Origin of the sequence: Bacillus sp. A260, from assembly GCF_009861435.1 — a bacterium.
Taxonomy (GTDB): domain Bacteria; phylum Bacillota; class Bacilli; order Bacillales; family Bacillaceae_G; genus Bacillus_A; species Bacillus_A cereus.
In genome coordinates this window covers 3233989-3260314 of sequence record NZ_CP046398.1, presented here as the reverse complement: position 1 = coordinate 3260314, position 26326 = coordinate 3233989, and the positions used below count along the sequence as shown (strand labels likewise).

Genomic DNA, 26326 nt, shown 5'->3' with positions numbered 1-26326 from the left:
TTTTTAATAAGCATATTAGATGTATTTCTTATTTGTTTCTGATAGATTAAACAAGGTGAAACTTTAATAAATTGAACATTCTTAGTTCATAATAAATTGTATATCAAGAAGGGGAACGATAAAATGAATAGACTAGTGGGTTTAAAACAATTTGAAATAACGCGCGGGGCGTTACTTAAATTTATGGAAACGTTAGATGATAAAACTGTGGATACGCAGCCAGAGGGTTTTAACAATACAATTCGTTGGCATATCGGTCACGTGTTAACAGCAGCAGAGACTTTCATGTTCGGAAGAGAATTTAAACAATTGCCAACTGAATATCCAGGTATGTTTGGATATGGATCAAGACCATCTAAATGGACGACAGAAGGACCATCGTTAGAAGTGTTAACGGCTCAATTAAAAGAACAAGCAAAACGTATTAACGAAATTCCAGCAGAAGCATTTGAAAATAAACTGCCAGAGCCATTCCTAGGATTGGAAACAGTAGGGGAGCTTTACGGTATGATGCTTTATCATGAAGCTGATCATATTGGGCAAATGAAGGCGATGGAACGTATTATTAAAGCTCTTTAGTCTTAATTGCATATAACAAGCAATACAGTTGTAATGTTAAATAATATATACAAAAAAGGTAGATAAATTATTATCTACCTTTTTTGTATAACTTCTTGAAGGATTAGAGAATTTTATAATTTTTTATGTTGTGATTATTAATTATAGTATTCCTAAATATGGAATATACGTATAATAATAGAGAAGAACTAGAAATAGGGGTGAATACTATGATTACATTAGAGCAAAAGTTGGAGCAATATAAACATACATATGTACAGTTAAAGGGAGAACTAAAATGGAAAACGAGTGATTCTCGAACAGGAATGATGATTGCTGCTATGTATGCAGGTAGTGATAAATTGTTTGATCTCGGACGTTTTTTAGAAATTAGTAGTTATATTAAGAATCAGGTAGGGATGTTTTCATACTTAAAGTCTTATCATCGTTTTGTAGTGGCCGCAACATTAGATATTCACTTTACAGATTACAAGGAAGCTTTTCGGAAGTTTTTAGATTTATATGAACAATTGGTCACTGGTGGCTTTAGCCGGAGTATATTTACTTATCTCGCAGCAGCTGTGCTTTTAACAGAAGAAAATGAACAGCATGGCGCGCACATTCAGCGTTCGATGCAAGTATATAAACGCATGAAAAAGGATCACCTCTTTCTTACAAGTACAAATGATTATCCGCTCGCAGTTTTATTAGCAGGACAATCAGAGCATGTAGAAACACTTATGGACCGAGTGGAACGTCTTTATCAGAAACTAGCGACAGCTGGTTTGCGTAAAGGGAATGATCTTCAATTTTTGAGTCATATTCTTTCACTAAAGAAGGATGTCAGGGAAGAACTATTAGTTGCAAAATGTACAAATATATGGAATTTGTTAAAGCAAGAAAAGGTAAAAGTAAAACAGATGCATTACCCAGCTATCGGGCTACTAGCGTTACTCGAGGACGGAGAAAAAGAGATTCATTCTATTCGAGCATTTATTGAAAAATTGCAGGGGGATAAATTGTTCCGTTGGCATACAGATACAACTATTCTTATTGCTATTCAACTGTTCGTAAGTCAGAAAGGTGAGGAAAGTAAAGCTACTAACACAGGTTTACAAACAATGATAGAAGTCCTCATACAAGCACAACAGGCAGCCATGATGGCAACGATTGCCGCTTCATCTGTAGCAACATCTTCTGCTAGTAGCAGTTCATAATGTGTAATTGCTTATACTCTTGTAAATTATAACTCCCTTGATAAGGACGGTTTAAAAAATATTACTAAAAACAGTTAGCTCATCACTCTCTAATGAGTGATGGGCTAACTGTTTTTACATAATCAGCATTATCTTTTTGATTCCTTCAAATGTTTGAGCTGCGTGACAATCATAATGCTAATAACAACGAGTAAAAACCATGAACTAATTTTGCTTAAGTGAACGAGATTCCATGCTTCCCGTTGATTTGGATATTGCCATGCTCCGAAAAATGTTGCGATGTTCTCTGCAATCCAAATGAAGAAACCGATAAGGAAAAAGGAGAGAACGAGTGGTATTTTATATGTAACGCCTCGTAATGAAAATTCCACAAATGTCCGAAAGAAAACGATGAATAGAAGTAAAGTTAAGAACCATCTAAAATCGTATAGAAAATGATGCGTGAAAAAATTGAAGTAAATCATTGCTCCTAATGGCACGGTAAAAATAGCTTTCGGCCAATAATGCATTTGTAAATGCAACCTTCTCCACGCTTGGCATATGTAACTTGCGACACTTGCGTACATAAAGCCGCTGTAAAGCGGAACTCCAAAAATCTTTGAATACGCCTCTTCAGGATAACTCCATGAACCGAAATGAACTTTATATATTTCTAGTAAAAGGCCGATGAGGTGAAAGACAGTAATTACTTTTAATTCGTCTTTCGTCTCAAGTCCAGTCTTGTACATAATCCACTGCATAAGAAGACATGCGATGAGTATGAAATCATAGCGATATAACCCTGGAATAGAAACGATTTTTGAAAGGGCTAGTGTTAAGAAAATAACGACTGGGAATAAGCAAGATAATGTTTGCTCGTAAGTGAAGTGTAGTAGTTGTTTTATATGGAACATTGTGTCACCTTCGGGATTTTTATTAGAAAAATCAAAATAATTAATAAGTATACTACAATTTAAAAAATAATCCAGTAGTCTATGTTGCATGTATTTGTAAGTTTTAGAAGGGAATTGTAATGAGTATTTTAATATTTAGCGAAGTGAAAAAATAGTTTGCTATTTAAAAAAAGTGGGGATATAATATCTAAATGAAAATGATAATTATTATCAATAATAATTATAAATAAAAAATAATTATAAAAAACAACTGAATATAAAGGATGAAATGAAACATGTTACATAAGTCTACTGTACATGCTGGTAATAACCGCTGGATACATATTAAGTTCATATGTTTCATGAGCTTAACAATTTTATGTTTAATTGGATCTATATTTTTAGCCATTTCATTTGGTGCAAAAGATATTCATTTACAAACGGTGTGGGCAGCGATTTTGAATTACAATCCGAAATTAACGCAGCACCAAATTATTTATGAATTAAGGCTCCCGAGAGTAATTGGTGCAGCAGTTGTAGGGGCAGCTTTTGCGGTTGCTGGTGCTGTTATGCAAGGTATAACACGAAATCCTTTGGCTGATGCAGGTGTACTCGGAATAAATGCAGGTGCGATGTTTGTAGTGGCACTTAGTTTTGCTTTTTTTCCGCATATGCCGTATTCCTATTTAATGATTGTTTCCTTTATTGGAGCAGTCTTAAGTACAGTACTTATTTTTGTTATTGGATCAGCAACATCAGGTGGGTTAACACCAATGAGGTTAACGATTTCTGGAGCTGTTATGGCAGCGCTTTTACATTCATTAAGTTCAGGTGTTGCGATTTATTATGATTTAAGCCAAGATTTAGCGTTTTGGTATGCTGGTGGTGTTGCAGGGGTTAAGTGGGAACACTTGAAATTTTTAGTTCCTATTATTCTTATAACGATTATTTTCGCGACAATGCTAGGGAGATCTATTTCACTCATATCAATGGGGGATGATGTTGCTACAAATTTAGGAGTGAAAACGAACCGAACGAGAATACTAGGGATGATTATAGTAGTTATTCTGGCAGGTGTTTCTGTTTCAGCTGTTGGTTCTATTGGATTTGTAGGACTAGTTATCCCGCACATTGCTAGAAAATTAGTTGGTGTGAATTATAGACTCATTATTCCTATGTCAGCATTATTAGGAGCTATGTTATTAGTTGTAGCTGATTTAGGGGCAAGAACAGTAAATCCTCCTAAGGAACTTGCGATAGGGATTATGGTAGCTCTTGTTGGAGTTCCGTTCTTCCTCTATATAGCACGTAAAGTTGGGAGGGAGTTATAAGTGAAAGATCTTTTTAACACGGATAAAAAGAGAGCTATTACTGTAACTACAATCTTCGGATGTATAAGTATCGCTGTAATTTTAATTAGTTTAAATACAGGGACACTGAGTATAGCGCCACTTAGAGTAATTGAAACACTTTTGGGTTATGGTAATTTTGAGAGTGCAACCGTGCTATATGATTATCGTATGCCAAGAATAATAATCACGATGTTAGCCGGTATTGGTCTTGGTATTTCCGGTGCGATTTTGCAAGGATTATCCCGTAATGCACTTGCAGATCCTGGTATTTTAGGGTTGCATTCAGGTGCATCTTTCGGTCTTATCGTATTTGTTACTCTCTTTCATTCTATTAATGAGAGTGCATCCATTTTAATACCGTTATTTACATTTGGTGGAGGAGTATTAGCTGCATTTCTTATTATTTTACTTGCGAGTGATCGGTCAAAAGGTTTACTTCCCATTAGACTTATTCTCGTTGGTATTGCAGTTTCAGCTGGCTTTAGTGCAATTTCGTTATTTTTCTCTCTCAAGTTAAATGATGAGACGTATACATTCGCTTCTAGATGGCTAGTTGGTAACGTGTGGGGAAGGGATTGGATTCATGTCCTTGCATTATTACCTTGGATTTTCATACTAACCCCTTATGCGTGGCTAAAATCTAAAACGTTAAATGCATTGTCACTAGGTGATAGTGTAGCAGCAGGACTTGGTGTTTCTGTTCAAAAAGAACGGTTATTACTTTTAGCTACAGCGGTTGGATTATCTTGCACAAGTGTATCGATGGCAGGAGGAATTGGTTTTATCGGTTTAGTTGCTCCGCATATCGCAAGGAAGTTAGTAGGTACTACATATCAACACGTTCTTCCTTTAGCTGGCATTATCGGAATGATTATTTTAGTGCTAGCAGATACGATAGGTCGTTCTATATTTGAGCCAAATTCTATTCCAGCTGGTGTAGTAGTGGCAGCTTTAGGAGCACCGTATTTTCTTTATTTACTTACAAAAACAAAATAAATACTTCAAAGAGGAGAACATATGAAAAAGAAACTTACTATTTTATTTAGCATGATGTGTATTTTAGTATTAGCAGCATGTGGTCAAACGAAAGCTAATGAAGAAGCAACGAAAAAAACGGAAAAAAGTAATGATCCAAAAATTGCTTCAATGTCTATTCATTTAACAAATGATTTACTTGCATTAGGAATTACACCAGTAGGTTCTGTTATTGGTGGAGATTTAAAAGATTTCTTACCGCACGCTAAAGAGAAGTTGAAAGATACGAAGAAGCTTGGTGTTGTAACAGATCCGAATATGGAAGCGTTACTTCAATTAAAGCCAACTGACATTTATGTTGATGAAAAATATGCTGGTAAAGATGTAGCGAAATACGAAAAAATTGCAAAAACACATTCTTTCAATTTAGATGAAGGTACGTGGAGAGAGCATTTAAAACAAGTTGGTAAACTTGTAAACCGTGAGAAAGAAGCAGATAAATATATTCAAGATTACGAAGAGCAATCAAAACGAGTAAAAGGTTTAATAGATAAAGAGCTAGGTAATAACGAAAAAGTAATGGCAATTCGCGTTACTGCAAAAGAATTGCGTGTATTTAGTACGAAAAGACCGATGGGACCAATTTTATTCCAAGACCTAGGGTTACAACCTGCAAATGGTGTAGAGAAAATTGATGGAAACCGTCCTTTCGAAGTCATTTCACAAGAAGTATTACCTGACTTTGATGCAGATGCGATTTTCGTTGTTGTAAATAGAGATGACAAAGCAAAAGCAGCATTTAAACAACTTCAAGAAACACCAATTTGGAAAGACTTAAAAGCAGTTAAAGGCAAGCAGGTATACATTATCAATGATCAACCATGGCTTGACTATTCTGCTTTAGGAAACAAAATGGCAATGGATGAAGCGGAGAAAATGTTTACGAAATAATATAGTTTTGTTATTAGGAAAGGCCCTCTAAATTTGGAGGGCCTTTCTATTATTGTTAGAATAAATGAAAAATTATACAATGAAGTTAATTCGATATGGAGGAGATGTGCCAATGTCAGCGCTTATTGTAAGTATCCCGTTTATGAAACAGTTTATGAAACGAGGGGGTAAATAGGCTGGAATAATTATCCCCGTTATTTAATAAAGGGGGAGTTTGAAATGACAATGAATCTTTTTCGAAATAAAACGATTAAATTATCAGCTATGAGAGAAACAGATGCTGAAGTAATGGCTATGTGGCAAGAAGATAGTGAGTATTTAAGAAATGTTGATACAGATGTAGCATTCCCGCAATCTTTAAATGAAATAGCAAGTGATGGGTTATTAAAAGGACGAAGATCGAATAGTGTTTCTTTCATGGTAAGGACAGTTCAAGAAGATCGCTTAATTGGTTTTGTGGCGATTCATGGTATAGAGTGGAATAACAGAACAGGTTTATTAGCCATTGGTATAGGAGATGCGAATGATAGAGGAAAAGGATATGGGAAAGAAGCAATACATCTTATTTTAAAGTATGCTTTCTATGAATTGAATTTACACCGCGTCGGTCTGGATGTAATTTCTTATAATAAAGCAGCCATTGCGTTGTATAAAAAGATAGGTTTTCAGATGGAAGGGTGTATGAGAGAAGCGGTTCAAAGAGATGGGAAGTGTTTTGATCGTATCATTATGGGGATATTGCGGGATGAATGGATAGGGTTGCAAGATTAGCGAATACATTCAATATTATATATGTAGTATGCAGGAGATATAATGATAATTGGCGAAAATTTACAGTGAACTGATTGAATTTATAAGGAGTTATGTAAAATGAATTTAGAAAAAGCAAAACCAGTAAATGAAGAGGTCGCTGAATTAAAGGAACTAATTAAAGAGTTACACGGAAGTGTACATCAACTGCAAAGCGAAGTGCAGCAACTAAGGCACGAAAGACCAGTTGTTGAAGTGAGAAAAGGTGTTCAATTATCACCAACAATTGTCGGACAAATTGGTGGTATGATTTTAGGTGGGTTAGCAATTATCGGTATATTTTGGTGATGAAAAAAGGTTTGCAGCACGATGCTGCAAACCTTTTGGATTTGACGATATAATTTCATGCAATACAACTTTTACATTAAATAACGTAAATATATATAAGCATGTGATAACAAGAGTGCAACAATAGTTAATGGTAAACCAATTTTTAAGAAGTCCATATAAGAGAAAGCATGTCCTTCACGTTTTGCAATACCAGCAACGACTACGTTTGCAGATGCTCCGATTAGCGTTCCATTTCCTCCTAAGCAAGCTCCAAGAGATAACGCCCACCATAGTACTTCGATTTGCGGAGAATCGACAGATAGTCCGAGTCCTGTAGCTAAGTCTTGAATAAGAGGAATCATCGTAGCGACAAAAGGGATGTTGTCGATTGTCGCAGATGCGATGCCAGATACCCATAAAATAAGTATAGCTGCGAATCCGATGTCACCGTTTGTTACGCCGATTACTTCTTTTGCAAGTGAAGAGATAAGTCCGATATCAATTAACCCGCCAACGAGAACGAATAGTCCGGCGAAGAAGAAAATGGTTACCCATTCAACGTGGGCAAATACATCTTCAATATCATGTTCTTTCACGCCGATTAACATAAGAAGTGTAGCGCCTGTCATCGCTATAACGGCAGCGTCTACATGAATAATCGAATGAAGTACGAAGCCTAAAATAGTTAGTCCTAAAATCGAAATAGATTTTAAAAGGAGGCTTTGATCCTTAATATAATCTTTTTCATTTAATGCCATTAGTTTTTCGATTTGTTCAGGTGTTGTTTTTAGTTTGTTACGGTACATGAAGTAAATAATGCCAAGTGTCACAATAGAAATAATAATTACGATTGGAGCTAAGTTAAGTAAAAAGGCGTTAAAGTCTAAATGCTTGTTTGCTGATCCAATCATAATATTAGGTGGATCACCGATTAATGTTGCTGTTCCGCCTATATTTGAAAACAGCACTTCTGAAATCAAATAAGGCACAGGATTTACTTTTAAAATACGTGTAATGGATAATGTAACAGGAACGATTAATAAAACAGTCGTTACATTGTCCAAAAATGCTGATCCGACAGCAGTTAATAGGGATAGTAATAATAAAATGCGAATCGGTTTTCCGCCAGCTCCTTTTGCCGCTTTAATGGCCACAAATTCAAAGACGCCTGATTGACTCGTAATATGTACGAGAATCATCATCCCAATTAAAAGGGTAATCGTTTCCCATTGAATATGTGATGTGAAAGCAGTATGTAAATCTACAACTCCAAAAATAATCATAATAGCAGCACCGAATAGTGCGATTACAGCACGATTCAATTTCTCAGAAATAATAAATCCGTACGTGATTAAAAATACGGCAATTGCAAAATAATATTGCCAATTTGCTACTTCATGTGCTGACTGTTCCAATCATGTCACCTTCTTTAAATTATGTATTCAATTGTCGAAATGTATCTCGCTGCAATAATACGGGATAAAATATATTGTAGCAAATTCAAAAAAGAAAGAAAACTATTTAACAAAGTGAAGGAAAAAATGTATTTTTTACATATCATATAAAAAATATAAAAAACACAGTGCAAATTATTAGGAAAAGTGAGCGTTGTCCTCTAATATAGAGATAGCAATTTACATTATTTTTGCGTAAAATGGTTTAAAGAGGTGAATTCCGATGGAAATAGTAAAAGATAGTTCTCTTATTCAAAATGAAATTGAACGTTTTGTAAATAAAGATGTATATATTCATTTAGAAACGACAAACGGAGCGTATGCATCACACATAAATGAAAAGATGATGACAGTTGGTGCTTTCATTCGAAATGCGATTATCCGTTTTGAACGCGGGAAGATAACTGGAACAAATCCATACCGAGTTGGTCTGAAAATGGATCACGGTTGGGTATATGCTGAAGGTATTACGCACTGGGAAGTAGACGATCAAGAGCGTTTATTATTAGCTGGACATGATAATTTAGGTCGTCTAGCAGTTGCACTTGAGTTAAGCTTAACACCATTTAAGTAAGAAGGAGGGAAACTTATGGAGAGACATGTACTTGTTGTATTTCCGCATCCAGATGATGAAGCATATGCTGCGGGAGGAACAATTCGCTTATTAACAGATCAAGGAGTACCTGTAACATATGCATGTGGTACTCTAGGACAAATGGGACGTAACATGGGTAAGAACGTATTCGCTAACCGTGAAACGATTCCACATATCCGTAAGAAAGAATTGAAAGATGCTTGTGAAGCGATGGGTATTAAAGATTTAAGAATGCTTGGCTTCCATGATAAAACGTTAGAATTTGAAGATGTTGATTTCGTTGCTGACAAAATTGAAGCAATCATTCAAGAAGTAAATCCATCTCGAATTATTACATTTTATCCAGAGCACGGTGTACATCCAGATCATAATGCATTTGGCCGCGCTGTCGTTCGCGCTGTATCACGTATGCCAAAAGAAGAGCGCCCAGTTATTCATGCTGTTGCGATTACGAAAAATCGTGAAGCAGTATTAGGAGAACCGGATGTTGTAAATAACATTAGTGAAGTATTTGATCATAAATTAACTGCATTAGGTGCGCACCGTTCACAAACAGAAGCAATGCTTGAAGACACGCATGCAAAAATAAAAAACAAAGATGCAGCAACATTAAAATGGCTGCAACTTGAACAGTTTTGGACTTATAAATGGGAGTAGGCTAGAAGGATATCTTCTAGTTGCTCTTACATAGAAAAAGCGCCGTCACTTGTGATGGCGCTTTTTCTTGTTGAAGACTATATATTTTTTAGGGTGCTTCAAAATTTTTAAATTAACGTGCAGTATAGCCTCCATCAACAAGAAGTGTTGTGCCGTTAACAAAACTAGCATCATCACTTGCTAAAAATAAGACAGCTTTAGCGACTTCTTCTGGTGTTCCAAGTCTGCCTTGTGGATGAAGTGAAGCTAAATATTCTTTCTGTTGAGGATTAACACTACCTAGTAAAGGGGTGTCAATATAACCAGGGCACACCGCGTTAATACGTATTCCATATTTAGCGTAGGCAGTACATAAATTTTGAGTTAATAGTTTCACACCACCTTTTGCAGAGGAGTATGCTGTTGGTGTAGGTAATGAAACAAAACTATGAATCGAACCAGCGTTAACGATGACACCACCTGTACCTTGTTTAAGAAATTGTTCAATCGAATATTTATCAGAAAGGAATACCCCAGACAAATTAATATCAATAGTTCTTTTCCACTTTTCATAGGATAATTCGTTTGCCGGTGCATCATCAGCAACGCCGGCATTGGCATACATAATATCTAATTTACCGTATGTACTTACTGTCTCATGAATTAGCTGTTTAATATCTGCCTCTTTTGTTACATCGGTTTTAATAAATAACGTATTATATCCATGTGCATTCAATTCATCTGATAGTTCTTTTCCACGTTCAGAAAAGTCAGCAATAACTACTTTTGCACCTTCTTCGATAAAAAGACGAACAGTAGATTCGCCAATTCCACTTGCACCACCAGTTATGATTGCTACTTTGTCTTTTAATTTCATATAAACCTCTCCATTCATTAATGAATTTAAGTCGAATTTTTAAATCTTGTTACTAAACTATTAACCTTAAATAGTAAGTAGATAGAAGAAAAAAGCTCGCGTTAACTTAATCGTGAGAGTGCTATTTTTTCTTTAGTGTACTTTTTGATACAGTTATGGACGAAAATATTAATTTGGTCAATTTTATCATTAGATTGAATATTTGGTAAAGAGCTCTCGAACAGAGCGAGTAAGGATGTTGAAAAAGTAAAATAAACATTCAGTATTATTTGTAGGGTAAGGAACAAAGGGGAGAGATGCATAACGAAAACTACTACTCTAGTTAAATAGGAAAAAGCCTTGCAGGGGGGCAAGGCTTTAAACAGGGTATTAAAAATGATTGATTTATTAAGAATAACTTCTTCTTGTGAATAAACTAATTTTAGCATAATAACTCATATATATGTGTTACGAATTTGTGAATAAAAACTCAATGATAAAAGTATGAGTGAAAGGAAATAATGTATATGAGAAGCGTATATTTTGAATTATTTAATAGAATAATATATATTTATATTGATTTAATGATTTTAGTTTGTTAAAAATGGGGAAATCGATATGAAGGTTAAATTTGCCGTAATAAAAGATGAGAATTTTGATTGTAGTTTATTGGAAACAAAATTATTGAAAACTTTTAAAGAAGTAGATTGTGAAGCAGATATTGTAAAGGTTGAGGATGAAATTTTTGAAAACAATGATATACAAACGTATTTATCAGAAATAACCATTCATGTTACTGGAAAAAATATTGGATATAGATCCGTTTCAGCCAGTATATTTATTGTTCTAGAGAGTTTATCAATACAGCTATTTCGTATTCATATTAGTATACTTTAAGCAGTTCAAAAAGTGGCTTCTTCAGAAAATCATACTGATTATATGGAGTTGTAAATATGAAAACAATAGAAATTATCGTAGGTGCTCCCGAATGTTGGATTGCACCTTGTTTGTTGTTAAATAAACAAGGGATTCCTTTTTTAATTTATCTTAACGCTGATTTATATAGAAGATAGGAAACATATGAATAATTTAATTAGATTGTACAAATAATTTGGTACGCGGATGTACGCAATGTATTCACAGGTAAGAGGGTTGTCTCATAATATATATAGATTTTTCTATTAAGATGAACAGAGGGTGTGAATATATGGAAGATGTTTACGCTAAAATTGACAGTCTCAAGGCGGAGCAAAAAGAAATTATGAGAGACATTCGTGCTTTAGAAACGCGTACTACTATTAATGAGAAAGATATAGCAACAATCAATAAGCAATTAGAAAAAATAAGTACAAACACTACTTGGATTTTGCGAATTATTATTAGTGCGATAATAATGTCAGTTTTAGGATTAATATTAAAAGGAATGATTTAAAAGAAAGAGGGGAGCTCCCTCTTTCTTTTATGTAAATGAGAAGCTATAAATTTTCCGTTTCCTTTTCATCTGCATACTTATCCTCTAAGGAAATTAATAGAGGGATTGATATAGTTACAAGAATGATTAAAGTAGTTATAAAAGATTTAGAAAGAGAAAAAGAACCTTCAATTAAGGGTGATAAAAACTTGAATGAAAGTATGCTTGTTATTAAGGAAATTACTAAAAAGCTCAAAAGAGATATATTTTTATTCTTTATAGATGTCTCTATAAAGTCTTTAACACAGGTTATTACGACAAATATAGTTAATATGATAAGAGAAACAAAATAATGTGTTAAATTCGTCATACTAATAGTAGGATCGTCTATTATGTAAGCAAGTAACTTAGATACTAATATTCCTCCAAACAATAAAATAATAAAAGCAAGTAATCCTTCCGATATATAAGTGCTGAAATTGCCTTTCTTGTTAAAGAGTTTATAGTTTAGAGTAGATTGGGTTATTTGAATTAGGAATAGGGTAATAATCCATACATAATATACAAATGGTAATTCTCCTGAGAATAGAGAAAGTAGAAAGTTTACTACTGTCCTTAAAATTTCAATCATTACGAAAGGCCTCCAGTTTGTAAGCTTGTGACATTAAAATATGCTAGTCTATCGTTTAATAATTAAACTTACGAATTCAAACGAATTCAAACTATTTCTAATTATTCCATAAAAAGGTGAATGCATCAAGTTATCTTTTTAACAATCCTCCAAGGCCGAGCACTAGTAAAAGAAACGCAGAATGTAATATAATTGAAAAAGTATATTTAAAAATCGATGTTAATATTACCCTCCTATAAGTATTAACATACGTAATTGAGGTGTTTTCTTTGTTGTTTTATGACCGGATTTCTATAATGGCCCCTCCTGTTCCGTAGCTAAGGAAAGTCTTTTTATTTCTGAGATTTTCAAAGTTATAGGAGGGTATGAAAAATGAAAAAAGTCTCAGTACCATCACTTTTGTTAATGATTGTTCTTGTCGCATTTCCGCAAATTAGTGAAACGATTTACACACCGTCTTTACCAGACATTTCAAAGGCGTTACATGTAAGTAATAATGAGGTGCAGTTAACACTTAGTGTGTATTTTGCTGGTTTTGCGTTAGGTGTATTTTTTATTGGGTGGTTATCAGATATAATTGGTCGTCGCCGGGCGATGTTACTTGGAATTGTCGTATATGGCGCTGGGAGTTTCTTATGCTATATTGCAAATTCCATTGAAGTTTTATTGGTAAGTCGTTTTATTCAAGCGTTTGGAGCAAGTGCAGGATCAGTTGTGACGCAAACGATTCTTCGTGAAAGTGTAGAAGGGCATAAGAGGCATGTTATGTTTGCTCAAATCTCGGCAGTCATTGCTTTTACACCAGCGATAGGACCGTTAATTGGTGGCTTTCTTGATCAAATGTTTGGATTTAAAATAGTATTTTTAAGTTTAGTAGTTATGAGTATCGGTATTTTTCTGTATACGTTTGTTTCTCTTCCTGAAACAAAAACGGGCTCAGTAACGAATAAAATAAATGTATTTTCAGTCTTGAAGAGGTTAATTACAAATCCGAAAGTGGTAACATATGGGCTGTTAATTGGAGGAGCAAATGGTGTTTTATTTAGCTATTATGCAGAAGCGCCGTTTATCTTTATTGAATATTTTCAATTATCGCCTAGTATGTATGGATTTCTAGGAATTGTTGTTGCATCTGCTTCTATTGTTGGAGCGAAAATTTCAAAACGTTTACTTGCTACTTATAAACCAGAGAAAATTATATATATCGGTTGTCTCGTAATGACAGGAGGAGCTATCCTTTTATCTGTTATTACGTTTGTGGGATCAAATCCGAATGTAATATATATGGTTGTATTTTTAATAGCGATGTTTATATTGCTATTAGGAATTGGAGTAGCATTGCCTAATTGTTTAAGTTTAGCGTTAGTAGATTTTCAAGATGTCATTGGTACAGCTGGAGCGTTGTTTAGCTTAGGATACTATGTAATTGTAACGATGACAATTTGGGGAATGAGTCAATTGCATACGGGCTCGTTACTGGTGATGCCACTTTATTTTCTAGTTATTGTAGTTATAATGGCAGTGTTTACTAGGATATTTATCTTTGGTAAGCAAACTTCGAAATCGATTTAAATATGAAATTGTAAAAGAGTCTCATTTTTTAATGAGACTCTTTTATATTTTGGCTGGGGTAAAGAAGTTAGTAGTTTATTAATATATTAAATTTCTCATTGGTATATAAATCGAATGTGTGGGAAATTACGTTATCAACTATAAAGGTTGAAGTATTTGACATATGAAACCGAGAAAGAAATGCTCTCCTCTGTTATTTATATTGTAATAATATACATGCCGGAATCATATTGAATAGATGTATTTTATTGTTAATTTAGTTAAAAATTAATCAGACTTATGTATAATAATTTATTAAAAAAATAATTGAATTTTTCAGATTAATGAATTAATATAAGGTAAGTAATTTTAAGATTTATAGAATATTGGAAGATGAAAGGTTTTGAGAATTTTATTAGGAGCACAAAACGATTTTAGGATAGCTTTAAAGCTAGTGTAAAATGACGTTTGCTTCATCATTTTCAGGGCCGAAAGGAATTAGGGGAAAGCATCTTGTGTTAAAATGCGGCTATGAATCATCTAAGAGGGGGAAGTGAAGTGGCAAACAAAGAATTGAAAAGAGGTTTAGAAGCACGTCATATTCAAATGATTGCTTTAGGCGGAACGATTGGTGTTGGTTTGTTTATGGGGTCAGCCAGTACAATTAAATGGACAGGTCCGTCAGTAATGCTTGCTTATGCAATTGCAGGTATTTTCATCTTCTTCATCATGCGTGCCATGGGAGAAATGTTGTATATGGAGCCAAGTACAGGCTCATTTGCGACGTTCGGTCATAAGTATATTCACCCGTTAGCTGGTTATATGACAGCGTGGAGTAACTGGTTCCAGTGGGTAATCGTTGGGATGTCAGAAATTATTGCGGTTGGAGCATATATGCAATATTGGTTCCCGGACTTACCAGCTTGGATACCAGGTGTAATTGCAATGGTTATTCTTGGCGCAGCTAACTTAATTTCTGTTAAGTCATTTGGTGAATTTGAATTTTGGTTTGCGATGATAAAAATCGTTACGATTCTATTAATGATTATTGCGGGATTTGGACTTATTTTCTTTGGAATTGGTAACGGCGGAGAAGCGATTGGTATATCAAATCTTTGGTCAAATGGCGGTTTCTTTACAGGTGGTTTTTCAGGATTCTTCTTTGCTTTATCACTTGTAGTGGGAGCATATCAAGGTGTGGAATTAATCGGTATTACTGCTGGTGAAGCGAAGGATCCGAAGAAGACACTTACAAGAGCGATTCAAAGTATAATTTGGCGTATTTTAATTTTCTATATTGGTGCTATTTTCGTTATTGTAACTGTGTATCCGTGGGATCAATTAAGTACAATTGGTAGTCCGTTCGTAGCAACTTTTGCGAAGGTTGGTATTACGGCAGCAGCTGGACTTATTAACTTTGTTGTTATTACAGCAGCAATGTCTGGTTGTAATAGTGGTATTTATAGTGCTGGTCGTATGCTTTATACGTTAGGTGTAAATGGACAAGCACCGAAATATTTTACGAAACTTTCTGGAAATGGTGTACCTTTATTTGGTACAGTTGGCGTAATTATCGGTCTGGCGGTTGGTGTTGTTTTAAGTTACATCGCACCGAAAAACTTATTCGTATATGTATATAGTGCGAGTGTACTTCCTGGTATGGTACCATGGTTTGTCATTTTAATTAGTCAAATTAATTTTAGAAAAGAAAAGGGAGCAGAGATGAAAGATCATCCGTTCAAAATGCCATTTGCTCCTGTAACAAACTATTTAACGATTGCCTTTTTAATTATGGTATTAATCGGAATGTGGTTTAACGATGATACTCGTATTTCATTAGTTGTAGGTATTATTTTCTTAGCTATCGTTACAATTAGTTTCTATGCTTTCGGAATAGGAAAGCGAGCTCCGTTAGACGTTCAAAATAATAAAGAGATTTCAAGTAAATAAAGAAAAGGCTGTTCATCTGGAACAGCCTTTTCTTATTGTTGCTATTTGTCGATAAATCGATATAGCTTGACGAATCGTTGATATAATTTGATTTATGATAGATATATTTGAAAAATCGTTGATATAATTTGATTTATGATAGATATATTTGAAAAATCGTTGATATATTGTACGTTATGATAGATATATTCGAAAAATCGTTAATATAGTTTCACATACTATCTGTCACTATCATGATTAAAATCTCTCTAATACGATTTTCCCAATGGTGTGCCCGCTTTCAAGTAGTGCATGTGCTTTCTTTAAGTTTTCAGCGTTAATCGGTGTTAATGTTTCATTGTTATGTAAGCTGTACTGATAGTCTAGAAGGAGTTTATTTCTAAAAAGAAGAATTTTTTATTGTATTACTTTATCCCAAACTAAATGTAAAGGTGGATACATAATGACAGTAAAGAAGCTTTATTTCATCCCAGCAGGTCGTTGTATGTTAGATCATTCTTCTGTTAATAGTACACTCGCGCCGGGGAATTTATTGAACTTACCTGTATGGTGTTATCTTTTGGAGACAGAAGAGGGGCCTATTTTAGTAGATACAGGTATGCCAGAAAGTGCAGTTAATAATGAAGGGCTTTTTAACGGTACATTTGTTGAAGGACAGATTTTACCGAAAATGACTGAAGAAGATAGAATCGTGAATATATTAAAGCGTGTAGGGTATGAGCCGGACGACCTTTTATATATTATTAGTTCTCACTTACATTTTGATCATGCAGGAGGAAACGGTGCTTTTACAAATACACCGATTATTGTGCAGCGAGCGGAATATGAGGCAGCACTTCATAGAGAAGAATATATGAAAGAATGTATATTACCGCATTTGAACTACAAAATTATTGAAGGGGATTATGAAGTGGTACCAGGTGTTCAATTATTGTATACGCCAGGTCATTCTCCAGGCCATCAGTCGTTATTCATTGAGACGGAGCAATCCGGTTCAGTTTTATTAACAATTGATGCATCTTACACGAAAGAGAATTTTGAAGATGAAGTGCCGTTCGCAGGATTTGATCCAGAATTAGCTTTATCTTCAATCAAACGTTTAAAAGGAGTTGTGGCGAAAGAGAAACCAATTGTTTTCTTTGGTCATGATATAGAGCAGGAAAAGGGTTGTAGAGTGTTCCCTGAGTATATATAGTGCAAAAAGTCATGAGTTCGCGTGCTCATGACTTTTTCGTTTAAATAATTTTTTTAAATAAATTATAAACTTTTTTTGAACTATCTTCGTTTAACTGATAGTACGTAAGTTTTACATCATCAGGAGTATCTTGCTGAGCAATCATCACTTCGCTACTGTGATGATCAACTACCCATATGAAATATTTTTTATAAGTTCCATCCTCGAAAGTAATCCACATATCACAATCTATTAAGTCTGATCCTTCTTCATCTAATGTTAATTTACCTTTTTTTGCGGTATTCATACTGTTAATAAACGTTTTTAATTCATCTGTTTTTGTGAGAAAGATATCCTGTTTTGTTTTAATTGATTCGACATGTATATCTTTTATTTCCTGTTTTCCTAAAAAAACAGGGGGCTCATTTGGATCTCGCGAGCTTGAAATAATAGTAGCTTTCTTTTTCGGTTTATTTGCAGTATAGAGATCTTGAATAGATTTTCCCGAGTTTATAAACCATGCAATTCCAGAAATAATTAATACGCTACCTAGCAATAAAATAATTTTTTTAATAGGATTTTCTCCTCTCTATTACTTCGTGTGAAGAGCTTTTCTATTAATATATGATAGGTAAGCGTAAAGTATTATAGTTGAACTTGGTTATGCTTCACAGTTTTTATCGGGCGATCTATGAGTAAATTGTAAGTGAGCCCAATTAATACGAAAATGCCACCGATAACTTTCCCGATTGAGAGTTCATTTGTCAGGAAGAAATCAATAATAGTCCCCGCAAATAATTGTCCGATAAAGATGAGTAATGTTAAATAAAAGGCTGATATTTTAGGAGTAATATAGTTGGATAATGAAATAACGATAACGCCTACTAATCCGCCTAAATACACGGCGATAGGAATAGATTGCAACGTATGAATAGGAATATACAATGAATCTGAACTGAAAATTAAAAACAACATAGAGAAAAATAATCCAGTAATATAATTGAAAAACGTGCCTTCCCAGTTTCCAATTTCCTTTGCTAAATTCGCGTTAATAATTCTAGCAACGACGATAGAAACACCAGCTAAAATAGCGATCGTAATATATAACATATTTTTGCCCCCATTAATATATTGTCATGATAATAATCCCAGAAGAGATGAATGCTAATCCAACTAGTTTTTTCTTTTCAAACTTTGCAACTTTCATTCCTAATAAGCCAAAATGATCGATAATGATGGAAGCAATGGATTGGCCGAGTAAACTTAATGCGATCGTAATAGAGGCACCAAGGACGGAGAAACTTATATTGTTAAAAAGAACAGTGAATACTCCAATCGCTCCAGCGCTATATAAAAAAAGTGGAATACCTTTATCGAAATGAATTTTATGTTTGTTTAAGATTAAAACGAAAATAACTGCAATTAAACCGACAAGGTGAATGACTACGCTTGCTGTATACTTGCCAATTAACTCAGATAAAATCCCATTCAATGGAAGCATAACGGCGATGAGCACACCAATAAAGACAGAAAGAAAGTTATACAATGTAATATCCCCTTTGTATTTCATATTTGTAATGACTGTATCATGCTGAAATTGTGTATTGTTATGACATATGTCATAGTGGAAGAAGAAAATTTTGATTACAATGGGGATGAGTTGTAAAGGTGGGGAACTATGAAGAAAGTATGTAATTCTATTAAATTAGCAGAGTATATGAAGAAAAATAATATTGATTCATTTTTTAGTCATGATATGAAGCCATATATGAAACTTATATTTTTTAAAAAGAATGAGTTTATTTGTAGAGAAAATGAAGAGATAGATTATTTATTTTTCTTCGTTGAAGGAAAAGCGAAAGCGTTTAATACATTAAGTAACGGGAAATCTGTATTATTATGCTTTTATGATAGCTTGCAGCTGTTAGGAGATGTGGAGTTAATTCATTCTCAAAAGACAACTTCAAACGTACAAGTGATGGCAGATTCATATTGTGTTGGTTTGCCTTTAGGGAAAGTGAGAAATCAACTATTTCATGATGCGAAATTTTTACGATGTATTTGCGGATCGTTAGCGCATAAGTTAAATCGGCTTTCAAAAAATAGTACAATTAATTTACTATATCCTCTTGAAAATAGACTTGCGAGTTACATGTTAGCAGCAGGAGAACGGGCAGTACAGCACGGAAATAGAATTGTATTTAGTGGGAATTTAACGGAAACAGCGGAATTGTTAGGAACGAGCTATCGGCATTTGTTGCGCACATTAAATGTTTTTTGTGATAAAGAGATAATAAAGAAGAATGATGGTTGTTTTGAAGTAGTAAACGTGGAAGTTTTGAGAGAATTGGCAGCAGATGTTTATAAATAGGAGGAGAGTATAAATGATAACACCTATATTTAGAATTTTTGATATTGAAAAAGCAAAACTATTTTACTTAGGTTTTTTAGGATTTAAACTGGATTGGGAACATCGGTATGAGGAAAATATGCCATTATATTTGCAAATTTCGTTACAGGATGCTGTGATACATTTATCAGAACATCATGGTGATGCCTCACCAGGTGGTGCGATTCGGATCAAAATAGATGATGTAAAGGATTATCATTCTGTAGTATTAAGTAAAGAATATGCTTATTCGAAGCCGAATATAGAAAAAACACCTTGGGGTACAATTGAATTAACTGTAATTGATCCGTTTTCAAATAGAATTACACTATACGAGGAAAAATTGTAGAAATGGAATGAAGAGTAGTTCATAGAGCAGTGAACTGCTCTTTTTTATTTTGAGTAGATATTGAATCATATAAAAAGAAAATGTTATGATTATGGAAACGTATGAATATATGAACAAGTATTCATACGTTTAAGAAGAGGAGGGATTAGAATGAAAGATCTAATTATTATTGGGGCGGGTCAAGCTGGATTAACAATGGGATATTACTTGAAGCAAGAAGGGCATAATTTTTTATTACTTGAGGCAGGAAAACGAGTTGGTGATTCATGGAGAAATCGATATGATTCTTTGCAGCTTTTTACCCCAAGGTCTTACAGTAGCTTGCCGGGTATGGCGTTAATAGGTGAAAAAAATGAATTTCCATATAAAGATGAAATTGCAACTTATTTAGAAGAATATGCAAGACATTTTCAATTACCGGTACAATTACAAACGGAAGTTCTAAAAATAAAGAAAGAAAAAGAAATATTTGAATTACATACTCCTACAGAAATTTTACAAACGAAAAAAGTTATTATCGCATCAGGTGCTTTTCAGCAACCGTTTATTCCCTCAGTTTCAGCAAATCTATCATCACATATTTTTCAAATACATTCATCACAATATAAATCACCATCACAAATTCCTAAGGGAAAAGTACTAGTAGTAGGTGGTGGGAATTCAGGAATGCAAATTGCAGTAGAACTGGCAAAGACTCATGAAGTTACGGTGTCTATTAGTCATCCTTTAACGTTTTTACCGTTACAACTTTTGGGAAAAAGTATTTTTAATCTGCTAGAAAAAGTGGGTTTATTGTACGCTGAAATAAATACAAAAAGGGGAAGATGGTTTCAGAAGAGAAAGGACCCTATTTTCGGTTTTGAAGGTAAGAAACTTATTCGTAATGGAGCAATCAAACTGCAAGAAAAAGTAGTAAGTGCATCAGGAAATAACATTATGTTTCAGAATGGTGATACTTATAGTGCAGAAAGCATTATATGGTCAACTGGTTTTGTTCAAAATTATAATTGGATTGAAATTGAACAGGCAGTGAATGAGAAAGGATTTCCTAATCATATAAAGGGAATCAGTCCAGTAAAAGGATTGTATTATATCGGTTTACCATGGCAATCTCAAAGGGGTTCCGCACTTATTTGTGGTGTAGGAAAGGATGCAGAGTATGTACTTTCTGAAATCAAAAAAATAGATCAGTAGCAATAACTACTGATCATCCATATGTACATGAATTAGGAGAGGTCAAACATTTATTAACTTTATTATAATAGACTTTCATAGAATTAAAAACTGAAAATTCAAATTTAATGTTGAGAAAGTTTTTTGTATCGAAATATATGAAAAAATAGGGATTTTTATTAAAACAGAAAAAGATATTTCTATTTTAGTAAATTATGATATAGTCTAAATAAGTGTGTTTTTCCATAAATGTAATTATTTTCATTGTAATTTTGTTTATATGAGGGAAGGAGAAGTAATTATGAAGTTTGATGATCAACGCTTACTAGGAGTCCGATTAGGTTCTGTACTTGTGACAGAGGAAAATCAATATTTAGTAATTAAGAAAAAAGATCATTATGCACTGTTAAATATACATAATTTAGAATGCACTCATGTTGAAGTGCAGTTAGAACATTTGGAAGAAATGTTGCGGGAAGATTTCCAAGAAAGTATAACGGAGATTATCGCACCAGAACATATAAAAATTGTTGCGAAAAATGTTATATAGATAAAGAAGCTGGAAGGGACAGCTTCTTTATTTTCATTATAAGGATAACGTTTTTACAACCTCACCAATGATCCCTTCCATTTGATGAACACCTAAATCGGAATTAGTCATAATAACAGCACCATTCCCACAGTATGGATAACAAACCATCATACATTGAAATCCAACGCCCCATCCGAGTGAATAAACCTGTAATTTCCCATTAGAATCATCTAGAAAAACACCTAATCCAGTCCATTTTGAGCAACCTTGAGGAGAAATCATGTCTATTACTAATTTTTGAGAAAGTTTTAGTTTGCCCTTTCCTTGTAAGGAATGAATGATTTCAATAACTAAAGCTGATAAGTCAGTTGGTGTTGTCCAAATACCTGAAGCAGCTGCGAATGGATAAAATGGATACTTCTCATTTGTTACAGTTCTATCTTTATTATGTCCGCAAGCAAAAACATCGGTTTTATCTATGTCTTTTGGAGAAAAAAGTGTACTATTTTTCATTTGTAATGGCTGGAAGATGTGTTCTTCTAATAACTGACTAAATGATCTTCCTGTAATATCTTCCAGTAGTAGTTCGATTATACAAAAGTTTGCGTCTGAGTAGTGAAATTCACTTTCTGGTTTGTAAGTTACTTCAATAGGTACGGAGCAATATGATGTTTTACCGGCAAGGAGTTCAGACATGTTTGGTTGCCCTTGTGCAGGTGTATAATGTTCAAAACTATTAGGTGGATCAATGAGTCCAGATTGATGGCTTAATAAGTTTCTCAAAGTGATGCTTTTTTGTGAAGTAAATAGATTAGTAGGAATGTTCCAAGATGTGAGTTTATCATTTACGTCTTCGTCTAAATGCAAGATTTCTTGATCTGATAACATTAGTACGAGCATTGTAGTGATGAATTTGCTGATAGAACAAGAATTAAAGAGAGAATTTGTAGTAACAGCTCTAGTTGTTCCAGCTTCAAGTGTTCCAAAGGCAGTCGCTTCATCTAGTTTGCCATTACATATAACAGCGAGGCTTAAACCTGCAACGGAATATTGGTTCATTTTCTCGTATATATTGCTACTTTTTAAGTTCATGGTGGCTCCTTTCTTTAAAGACAGAATAGTATTTTTCTTTTTTAGTTAGTTTGAAGTGAACTTTTGAAAAAAATTGTCTCGGTACATGTACATAACCCATGAGATTGTTATTAAAGAAATGATGATTTGTTTGTTTTTAATTGGTGCATTGAAAACAAGCCAACCAACTATATCAAATAACAAATGTAGTACGATTGAAAGAACTACAAATTGAAGTAACGTATTTAAAAATCTTTTTATAAAGTGTCCCCCTAAAATAATAGGTTTTATTAACAGTTTGATATAGTGATATTATACATTAAATGTGTATTATGGTAAAATTTACATAAGTTAGTGGAATAAAGCAAATGAAAGTTAGTAAGGGGGAACATTCATGGAATTCTGGATGGTTATACTGATAGTAGCTGTTGGTTTCATTTATATCGCTGAAAAATTAACTACAATTGAAAAGAAAAATGATGCGCGTTTAAAGAGAATTGAAGATAGATTACAATTAATTACGAAAGAAATGGAAATTATAGAAAGAGAACCTGAAATTAATAAAGAACTACGCCAGCTTGTAGAAGAAGGCAAAAAAATTACAGCAGTTAAGAGAGTAAGAGAAGCTTTTGGTTTTTCCTTACTAGAAGCGAAGCAATATGTTGATAAATTATAAAAAAGATCATCCATTTGGGTGATCTTTTTCACTGCACCATGCGTGTATTTACATAAGCCGCGATTATAAAGTGTCCAATTAGAGTGATAGGAATAACGATTGTGACATTAGGCGTAGTGAAGACACTACCGATTGTCGCAATGACACCAGCAATTAAATTATAAAGACCTACTATTTTTGATAGTTTCACTTTATCAGGCACGCGGCGTTCGTTGAATCCTGATAAGAGCCAAGTGTACTGCTTTACTCCGATGAAATAAGCTAGTGCAAATGAAATGATTGCTACTATAAATAATGTTGGTGAAGCGAAGAGAGTCATTGCAAACACCTCCGTTAATGGGCTATAAATAAATTATAGTCCGAATGTTATAATTTAACAAAATATAATTTTGGTTTTAAGTGTAATAGAAAAATGGAGTATTGGTAATGAGGGGAGATTAAGTATGAATATTGTGGAGTTTCAGAGGTATGTATCAAATTTCAGTAAAGAAAAAGGATTTCAAGATACAACAATTGAAGAGCGTACGATATATACGATGGCGGAATTAGGTCAATTAGCGGAAGTCATATTAAAGCGTGATACAATACAAGATGCGAAAAGAGAAATCGGTTTAGAAATGTTTGATGTAATTTGGAATGTATGTGATTTAGCAAATAAATTAAATATTGATTTAGAGAAGGCGTTTAAAGAAAAAATGAAAATTAATAAAAAGCGTGAATGGTAAGTAGAATTTTAATTTGTAAAGATGGGTGATATGAATGAAAAAGAAGCTTTTTATAGGAGGAATCTTTACTTTAATTAGTGTAATAAGTGTTGTCGTTTACTTAGTTTTTCAAGGCATATTCATTCCGAATCAAATAAGTGCTGATAAGTATGAAATAAAAGGTGTAGATGTCGCATCGTATCAAGGGGATATAGATTGGAGAGAGTTGGAAAAGCAAAATATGAAGTTTGCGTTTATAAAGGCGACTGAAGGAAGTTCGTTTGTGGATGAGTACTTTTCGAAAAATTGGAGGAATGCGAATAAGACAGATATGCGCATCGGAGCGTATCATTTTTTTAGTTTCGATAGTAAGGGTGAAACACAAGCAGAGCAATTTATACGAACTGTTCCAAAATATAAACAAGCACTGCCACCCGTGATTGATGTTGAGTTTTACGCTAACAAAAAAGATAATCCGCCTAAGCGTGAAGATGTTACGAAAGAGTTGGCGGTCATGATTGAAATGCTAGAAAAACATTACGATAAGAAAGTAATATTGTATGCAACGCAAGAGGCGTATGATTTATATATAAAGGATGCGTATCCAAAATGTAATATATGGATTCGTAGTGTGCTTACAAAACCGAGTTTATCTGATGAGAGAAAATGGACGTTTTGGCAATACACGAACCGCGGGAGATTAAGCGGTTATAATGGAAAAGAAAAGTATATTGATTTGAATGTATTTTATGGGAATGAGGAAGAGTTTGAGAATTATGGAATGGAAGATTAAGTTTTAAAGCGTACAAAATTGTGTACGCTTTTTTGTTAATTACATAAAAGTATGCAAATGAAGATGGAACAAACATTTGAGATGAATTGTCTAATATAGGTAATAACTATTTAGCTTGAAAGAAAGGGTTGATAACATGAAAAAGAATACGTTGTTAAAAGTAGGATTATGTGTAAGTTTACTAGGAACAACTCAATTTGTTAGCACGATTTCTTCTGTACAAGCATCACAAAAGGTAGAGCAAATAGTAATCAAAAATGAGACGGGAACCATTTCAATATCTCAGTTAAACAAGAATGTATGGGTTCATACGGAGTTAGGTTATTTTAATGGAGAAGCAGTTCCTTCGAACGGTCTAGTTCTTAATACTTCTAAAGGGCTAGTACTTGTTGATTCTTCTTGGGATAACAAATTAACGAAGGAACTAATAGAAATGGTAGAAAAGAAATTTCAGAAGCGCGTAACAGATGTCATTATTACACATGCGCACGCTGATCGAATTGGCGGAATAACAGCGTTGAAAGAAAGAGGCATTAAAGCGCATAGTACAGCATTAACCGCAGAACTAGCAAAGAACAGTGGATATGAAGAGCCGCTTGGAGATTTACAAACAATTACGAGTTTGAAGTTTGGCAATACAAAAGTAGAAACGTTCTATCCAGGGAAAGGACATACAGAAGATAATATTGTTGTTTGGTTGCCACAATATCAAATTTTAGCTGGAGGCTGTTTAGTAAAATCTGCGGAAGCTAAAGATTTAGGAAATGTTGCGGATGCGTATGTAAATGAATGGTCTACATCGATTGAGAATGTGCTGAAGCGATATGGAAATATAAATTCGGTAGTACCTGGTCATGGAGAAGTAGGAGACAAGGGATTACTTTTACATACATTGGATTTATTAAAATAAGAAATTGTAGAAATACAAAAGAAAGGAGAAATAATTTTCTCCTCTCTTTCTTCTAACTATATTTAAATGCTGAATCTGTCGATTACGTCAGCATATATTACTGAGATTTTAATTCCAAGTATACAAATACTAGTACTGTCATAATTGCAATAACAACGTAAGTAGCATCAAGCATTATAAGTGTTTTTAAAGTTTCAGTCATCGTAATTCACCCCTGTTATAAAAATATAACATGATCTTTTTATTGATTAGATTAGAGATCATAAAGATAAAATGTATATGAAATTTCTTAAGTAGCTTCTATATAAATATATCATATAAATAATGTAAGTAATGTTAAGATAGTGTAAATGTATTGTAAATAAAGAGGTTTACAATGAAGGCTTTAATAAAAAAATGATAGTTCCTTAAAATAAAAAATACGCTATTTTCATATGAGATGAATTGCAATTATTTGTATAAGGGA

At 33.7% G+C, this 26326-nt stretch carries 32 protein-coding genes; 22 read left to right on the top strand and 10 right to left on the bottom strand.

Features of this window, described 5'->3' with window-relative positions; genetic code table 11:
• The first annotated feature begins 123 nt into the window (after positions 1-123).
• Both GD442_RS16420 and GD442_RS16415 read left to right on the top strand, forming a co-directional pair.
• Entirely contained in the window at positions 124-579 is a 456-nt protein-coding gene (locus GD442_RS16420) for a DinB family protein (RefSeq protein ID WP_001081123.1), read from the top strand.
• A 158-nt stretch (positions 580-737) separates the two neighbouring features.
• Positions 738-1775, top strand: a complete 1038-nt coding sequence (locus GD442_RS16415; RefSeq protein WP_002041575.1) for a DUF4003 domain-containing protein — start codon at positions 738-740, stop codon at positions 1773-1775.
• Positions 1776-1903: 128 nt separating this feature from the next.
• Here GD442_RS16415 and GD442_RS16410 read toward each other — a convergent pair whose 3' ends face one another.
• Entirely contained in the window at positions 1904-2668 is a 765-nt protein-coding gene (locus GD442_RS16410) for a DUF817 domain-containing protein (RefSeq protein WP_000468401.1), read from the bottom strand.
• A gap of 275 nt (positions 2669-2943) precedes the next feature.
• On the opposite strand from GD442_RS16410, the gene GD442_RS16405 reads away from it, so the two are divergent.
• From GD442_RS16405 to GD442_RS16385, 5 genes are all read left to right on the top strand, one after another.
• Complete coding sequence (locus GD442_RS16405) at positions 2944-3978, top strand: FecCD family ABC transporter permease (RefSeq protein ID WP_000902717.1); 1035 nt, start codon at positions 2944-2946, stop codon at positions 3976-3978.
• Positions 3979-4995 (top strand): FecCD family ABC transporter permease, encoded by a 1017-nt coding sequence (locus tag GD442_RS16400; protein WP_000653820.1) that lies wholly within the window; start codon positions 3979-3981, stop codon positions 4993-4995.
• A gap of 21 nt (positions 4996-5016) precedes the next feature.
• Positions 5017-5925, top strand: coding sequence for an iron-hydroxamate ABC transporter substrate-binding protein (locus GD442_RS16395; RefSeq protein WP_000728219.1), 909 nt, complete (start codon positions 5017-5019; stop codon positions 5923-5925).
• Between the two features lie 219 nt (positions 5926-6144).
• On the top strand, positions 6145-6696 hold the full coding sequence (locus GD442_RS16390) for a GNAT family N-acetyltransferase (RefSeq protein WP_000178509.1): 552 nt from the start codon (positions 6145-6147) through the stop codon (positions 6694-6696).
• A gap of 99 nt (positions 6697-6795) precedes the next feature.
• A complete protein-coding gene (locus tag GD442_RS16385; RefSeq protein WP_001047304.1) occupies positions 6796-7023 on the top strand; it encodes a coiled-coil domain-containing protein in 228 nt (75 codons plus the stop codon).
• 71 nt (positions 7024-7094) lie between these two features.
• Here the strand turns inward: GD442_RS16385 and GD442_RS16380 are convergent, their stop codons facing one another.
• Positions 7095-8420: an ArsB/NhaD family transporter gene (locus tag GD442_RS16380; protein ID WP_000437999.1), complete on the bottom strand. Its 1326-nt coding sequence runs from the start codon at positions 8418-8420 to the stop codon at positions 7095-7097.
• A 262-nt stretch (positions 8421-8682) separates the two neighbouring features.
• Here GD442_RS16380 and GD442_RS16375 point away from each other — a divergent pair, with 262 nt between their 5' ends.
• Together GD442_RS16375 and bshB2 are read left to right on the top strand one after the other, a co-directional pair.
• Positions 8683-9033 carry a YojF family protein gene (locus GD442_RS16375; protein ID WP_000407045.1) on the top strand — a complete coding sequence of 117 codons (351 nt, stop codon included), beginning with the start codon at positions 8683-8685 and terminating at the stop codon, positions 9031-9033.
• 15 nt (positions 9034-9048) lie between these two features.
• Positions 9049-9711 (top strand): bacillithiol biosynthesis deacetylase BshB2, encoded by a 663-nt coding sequence (bshB2, locus tag GD442_RS16370; protein WP_000439483.1) that lies wholly within the window; start codon positions 9049-9051, stop codon positions 9709-9711.
• A 112-nt stretch (positions 9712-9823) separates the two neighbouring features.
• Here bshB2 and GD442_RS16365 read toward each other — a convergent pair whose 3' ends face one another.
• The gene (locus GD442_RS16365) at positions 9824-10567 is read right to left on the bottom strand and encodes an SDR family NAD(P)-dependent oxidoreductase (protein ID WP_000768018.1); all 744 of its coding nucleotides are present in this window, start codon (positions 10565-10567) and stop codon (positions 9824-9826) included.
• 597 nt (positions 10568-11164) lie between these two features.
• On the opposite strand from GD442_RS16365, the gene GD442_RS16360 reads away from it, so the two are divergent.
• Both GD442_RS16360 and GD442_RS16355 read left to right on the top strand, forming a co-directional pair.
• Positions 11165-11443, top strand: coding sequence for a hypothetical protein (locus GD442_RS16360; protein WP_000865005.1), 279 nt, complete (start codon positions 11165-11167; stop codon positions 11441-11443).
• Between the two features lie 310 nt (positions 11444-11753).
• Positions 11754-11978 carry a hemolysin XhlA family protein gene (locus GD442_RS16355; RefSeq protein ID WP_000390461.1) on the top strand — a complete coding sequence of 75 codons (225 nt, stop codon included), beginning with the start codon at positions 11754-11756 and terminating at the stop codon, positions 11976-11978.
• Positions 11979-12021: 43 nt separating this feature from the next.
• Here GD442_RS16355 and GD442_RS16350 read toward each other — a convergent pair whose 3' ends face one another.
• Positions 12022-12588: a DUF5823 family protein gene (locus tag GD442_RS16350; protein ID WP_000570052.1), complete on the bottom strand. Its 567-nt coding sequence runs from the start codon at positions 12586-12588 to the stop codon at positions 12022-12024.
• A gap of 372 nt (positions 12589-12960) precedes the next feature.
• On the opposite strand from GD442_RS16350, the gene GD442_RS16345 reads away from it, so the two are divergent.
• From GD442_RS16345 to aiiA, 3 genes are all read left to right on the top strand, one after another.
• Entirely contained in the window at positions 12961-14160 is a 1200-nt protein-coding gene (locus tag GD442_RS16345; RefSeq protein ID WP_000758014.1) for a multidrug effflux MFS transporter, read from the top strand.
• A 537-nt stretch (positions 14161-14697) separates the two neighbouring features.
• Entirely contained in the window at positions 14698-16089 is a 1392-nt protein-coding gene (locus tag GD442_RS16340; RefSeq protein ID WP_159365131.1) for an amino acid permease, read from the top strand.
• A 442-nt stretch (positions 16090-16531) separates the two neighbouring features.
• Positions 16532-17284 (top strand): quorum-quenching N-acyl homoserine lactonase AiiA, encoded by a 753-nt coding sequence (gene aiiA, locus GD442_RS16335; protein WP_000216590.1) that lies wholly within the window; start codon positions 16532-16534, stop codon positions 17282-17284.
• 40 nt (positions 17285-17324) lie between these two features.
• On the opposite strand, the gene GD442_RS16330 is transcribed toward aiiA, so the two are convergent.
• The 3 genes from GD442_RS16330 to GD442_RS16320 form a co-directional block, all read right to left on the bottom strand.
• Complete coding sequence (locus GD442_RS16330; RefSeq protein ID WP_000901700.1) at positions 17325-17819, bottom strand: hypothetical protein; 495 nt, start codon at positions 17817-17819, stop codon at positions 17325-17327.
• Positions 17820-17908: 89 nt separating this feature from the next.
• Entirely contained in the window at positions 17909-18373 is a 465-nt protein-coding gene (locus GD442_RS16325) for a DMT family transporter (protein WP_000965812.1), read from the bottom strand.
• A gap of 13 nt (positions 18374-18386) precedes the next feature.
• On the bottom strand, positions 18387-18833 hold the full coding sequence (locus GD442_RS16320; protein WP_002041571.1) for a DMT family transporter: 447 nt from the start codon (positions 18831-18833) through the stop codon (positions 18387-18389).
• 108 nt (positions 18834-18941) lie between these two features.
• On the opposite strand from GD442_RS16320, the gene yeiL reads away from it, so the two are divergent.
• From yeiL to GD442_RS16300, 4 genes are all read left to right on the top strand, one after another.
• A complete protein-coding gene (gene yeiL / locus GD442_RS16315; RefSeq protein ID WP_000754834.1) occupies positions 18942-19634 on the top strand; it encodes a transcriptional regulator YeiL in 693 nt (230 codons plus the stop codon).
• Between the two features lie 13 nt (positions 19635-19647).
• Positions 19648-20001, top strand: coding sequence for a glyoxalase superfamily protein (locus GD442_RS16310; RefSeq protein WP_000632406.1), 354 nt, complete (start codon positions 19648-19650; stop codon positions 19999-20001).
• Between the two features lie 150 nt (positions 20002-20151).
• Positions 20152-21195: a flavin-containing monooxygenase gene (locus tag GD442_RS16305; RefSeq protein ID WP_000653863.1), complete on the top strand. Its 1044-nt coding sequence runs from the start codon at positions 20152-20154 to the stop codon at positions 21193-21195.
• Positions 21196-21475: 280 nt separating this feature from the next.
• On the top strand, positions 21476-21724 hold the full coding sequence (locus tag GD442_RS16300; protein ID WP_000666948.1) for a hypothetical protein: 249 nt from the start codon (positions 21476-21478) through the stop codon (positions 21722-21724).
• Positions 21725-21760: 36 nt separating this feature from the next.
• Here the strand turns inward: GD442_RS16300 and GD442_RS16295 are convergent, their stop codons facing one another.
• Both GD442_RS16295 and GD442_RS16290 read right to left on the bottom strand, forming a co-directional pair.
• Positions 21761-22798 (bottom strand): serine hydrolase domain-containing protein, encoded by a 1038-nt coding sequence (locus GD442_RS16295; RefSeq protein WP_001050188.1) that lies wholly within the window; start codon positions 22796-22798, stop codon positions 21761-21763.
• 45 nt (positions 22799-22843) lie between these two features.
• On the bottom strand, positions 22844-23038 hold the full coding sequence (locus GD442_RS16290; RefSeq protein ID WP_000819661.1) for a hypothetical protein: 195 nt from the start codon (positions 23036-23038) through the stop codon (positions 22844-22846).
• Between the two features lie 133 nt (positions 23039-23171).
• Between GD442_RS16290 and GD442_RS16285 the strand changes: the two genes are divergently transcribed.
• On the top strand, positions 23172-23453 hold the full coding sequence (locus GD442_RS16285; RefSeq protein WP_000397723.1) for a hypothetical protein: 282 nt from the start codon (positions 23172-23174) through the stop codon (positions 23451-23453).
• 28 nt (positions 23454-23481) lie between these two features.
• On the opposite strand, the gene GD442_RS16280 is transcribed toward GD442_RS16285, so the two are convergent.
• Positions 23482-23772: a DUF3784 domain-containing protein gene (locus GD442_RS16280; RefSeq protein ID WP_000171773.1), complete on the bottom strand. Its 291-nt coding sequence runs from the start codon at positions 23770-23772 to the stop codon at positions 23482-23484.
• A 124-nt stretch (positions 23773-23896) separates the two neighbouring features.
• Between GD442_RS16280 and GD442_RS16275 the strand changes: the two genes are divergently transcribed.
• The 3 genes from GD442_RS16275 (at position 23897) to bla2 (ending at position 25860) form a co-directional block, all read left to right on the top strand.
• Positions 23897-24178, top strand: coding sequence for a MazG nucleotide pyrophosphohydrolase domain-containing protein (locus GD442_RS16275; RefSeq protein ID WP_001028135.1), 282 nt, complete (start codon positions 23897-23899; stop codon positions 24176-24178).
• Between the two features lie 34 nt (positions 24179-24212).
• Entirely contained in the window at positions 24213-24950 is a 738-nt protein-coding gene (locus GD442_RS16270) for a glycoside hydrolase family 25 protein (protein ID WP_000727664.1), read from the top strand.
• Positions 24951-25086: 136 nt separating this feature from the next.
• Positions 25087-25860 (top strand): BcII family subclass B1 metallo-beta-lactamase, encoded by a 774-nt coding sequence (gene bla2, locus GD442_RS16265; RefSeq protein WP_000742483.1) that lies wholly within the window; start codon positions 25087-25089, stop codon positions 25858-25860.
• Positions 25861-26326 lie beyond the last annotated feature (466 nt).

What these genes read in the sequence shown, in the direction of transcription:
- GD442_RS16420 (WP_001081123.1), top strand. Translation starts at nt 124, where the DNA reads ATGAATAGACTAGTGGGTTTAAAACAATTTGAAATAACGCGCGGGGCG.
- GD442_RS16415 (WP_002041575.1), top strand. Translation starts at nt 738, where the DNA reads ATGGAATATACGTATAATAATAGAGAAGAACTAGAAATAGGGGTGAAT.
- GD442_RS16410 (WP_000468401.1), bottom strand. Translation starts at nt 2,668, where the DNA reads ATGTTCCATATAAAACAACTACTACACTTCACTTACGAGCAAACATTA.
- GD442_RS16405 (WP_000902717.1), top strand. Translation starts at nt 2,944, where the DNA reads ATGTTACATAAGTCTACTGTACATGCTGGTAATAACCGCTGGATACAT.
- GD442_RS16395 (WP_000728219.1), top strand. Translation starts at nt 5,017, where the DNA reads ATGAAAAAGAAACTTACTATTTTATTTAGCATGATGTGTATTTTAGTA.
- GD442_RS16390 (WP_000178509.1), top strand. Translation starts at nt 6,145, where the DNA reads ATGACAATGAATCTTTTTCGAAATAAAACGATTAAATTATCAGCTATG.
- GD442_RS16385 (WP_001047304.1), top strand. Translation starts at nt 6,796, where the DNA reads ATGAATTTAGAAAAAGCAAAACCAGTAAATGAAGAGGTCGCTGAATTA.
- GD442_RS16375 (WP_000407045.1), top strand. Translation starts at nt 8,683, where the DNA reads ATGGAAATAGTAAAAGATAGTTCTCTTATTCAAAATGAAATTGAACGT.
- bshB2 (WP_000439483.1), top strand. Translation starts at nt 9,049, where the DNA reads ATGGAGAGACATGTACTTGTTGTATTTCCGCATCCAGATGATGAAGCA.
- GD442_RS16365 (WP_000768018.1), bottom strand. Translation starts at nt 10,567, where the DNA reads ATGAAATTAAAAGACAAAGTAGCAATCATAACTGGTGGTGCAAGTGGA.
- GD442_RS16360 (WP_000865005.1), top strand. Translation starts at nt 11,165, where the DNA reads ATGAAGGTTAAATTTGCCGTAATAAAAGATGAGAATTTTGATTGTAGT.
- GD442_RS16355 (WP_000390461.1), top strand. Translation starts at nt 11,754, where the DNA reads ATGGAAGATGTTTACGCTAAAATTGACAGTCTCAAGGCGGAGCAAAAA.
- GD442_RS16350 (WP_000570052.1), bottom strand. Translation starts at nt 12,588, where the DNA reads ATGATTGAAATTTTAAGGACAGTAGTAAACTTTCTACTTTCTCTATTC.
- GD442_RS16345 (WP_000758014.1), top strand. Translation starts at nt 12,961, where the DNA reads ATGAAAAAAGTCTCAGTACCATCACTTTTGTTAATGATTGTTCTTGTC.
- aiiA (WP_000216590.1), top strand. Translation starts at nt 16,532, where the DNA reads ATGACAGTAAAGAAGCTTTATTTCATCCCAGCAGGTCGTTGTATGTTA.
- GD442_RS16325 (WP_000965812.1), bottom strand. Translation starts at nt 18,373, where the DNA reads ATGTTATATATTACGATCGCTATTTTAGCTGGTGTTTCTATCGTCGTT.
- GD442_RS16320 (WP_002041571.1), bottom strand. Translation starts at nt 18,833, where the DNA reads ATGAAATACAAAGGGGATATTACATTGTATAACTTTCTTTCTGTCTTT.
- yeiL (WP_000754834.1), top strand. Translation starts at nt 18,942, where the DNA reads ATGAAGAAAGTATGTAATTCTATTAAATTAGCAGAGTATATGAAGAAA.
- GD442_RS16310 (WP_000632406.1), top strand. Translation starts at nt 19,648, where the DNA reads ATGATAACACCTATATTTAGAATTTTTGATATTGAAAAAGCAAAACTA.
- GD442_RS16305 (WP_000653863.1), top strand. Translation starts at nt 20,152, where the DNA reads ATGAAAGATCTAATTATTATTGGGGCGGGTCAAGCTGGATTAACAATG.
- GD442_RS16300 (WP_000666948.1), top strand. Translation starts at nt 21,476, where the DNA reads ATGAAGTTTGATGATCAACGCTTACTAGGAGTCCGATTAGGTTCTGTA.
- GD442_RS16295 (WP_001050188.1), bottom strand. Translation starts at nt 22,798, where the DNA reads ATGAACTTAAAAAGTAGCAATATATACGAGAAAATGAACCAATATTCC.
- GD442_RS16285 (WP_000397723.1), top strand. Translation starts at nt 23,172, where the DNA reads ATGGAATTCTGGATGGTTATACTGATAGTAGCTGTTGGTTTCATTTAT.
- GD442_RS16280 (WP_000171773.1), bottom strand. Translation starts at nt 23,772, where the DNA reads ATGACTCTCTTCGCTTCACCAACATTATTTATAGTAGCAATCATTTCA.
- GD442_RS16275 (WP_001028135.1), top strand. Translation starts at nt 23,897, where the DNA reads ATGAATATTGTGGAGTTTCAGAGGTATGTATCAAATTTCAGTAAAGAA.
- GD442_RS16270 (WP_000727664.1), top strand. Translation starts at nt 24,213, where the DNA reads ATGAAAAAGAAGCTTTTTATAGGAGGAATCTTTACTTTAATTAGTGTA.
- bla2 (WP_000742483.1), top strand. Translation starts at nt 25,087, where the DNA reads ATGAAAAAGAATACGTTGTTAAAAGTAGGATTATGTGTAAGTTTACTA.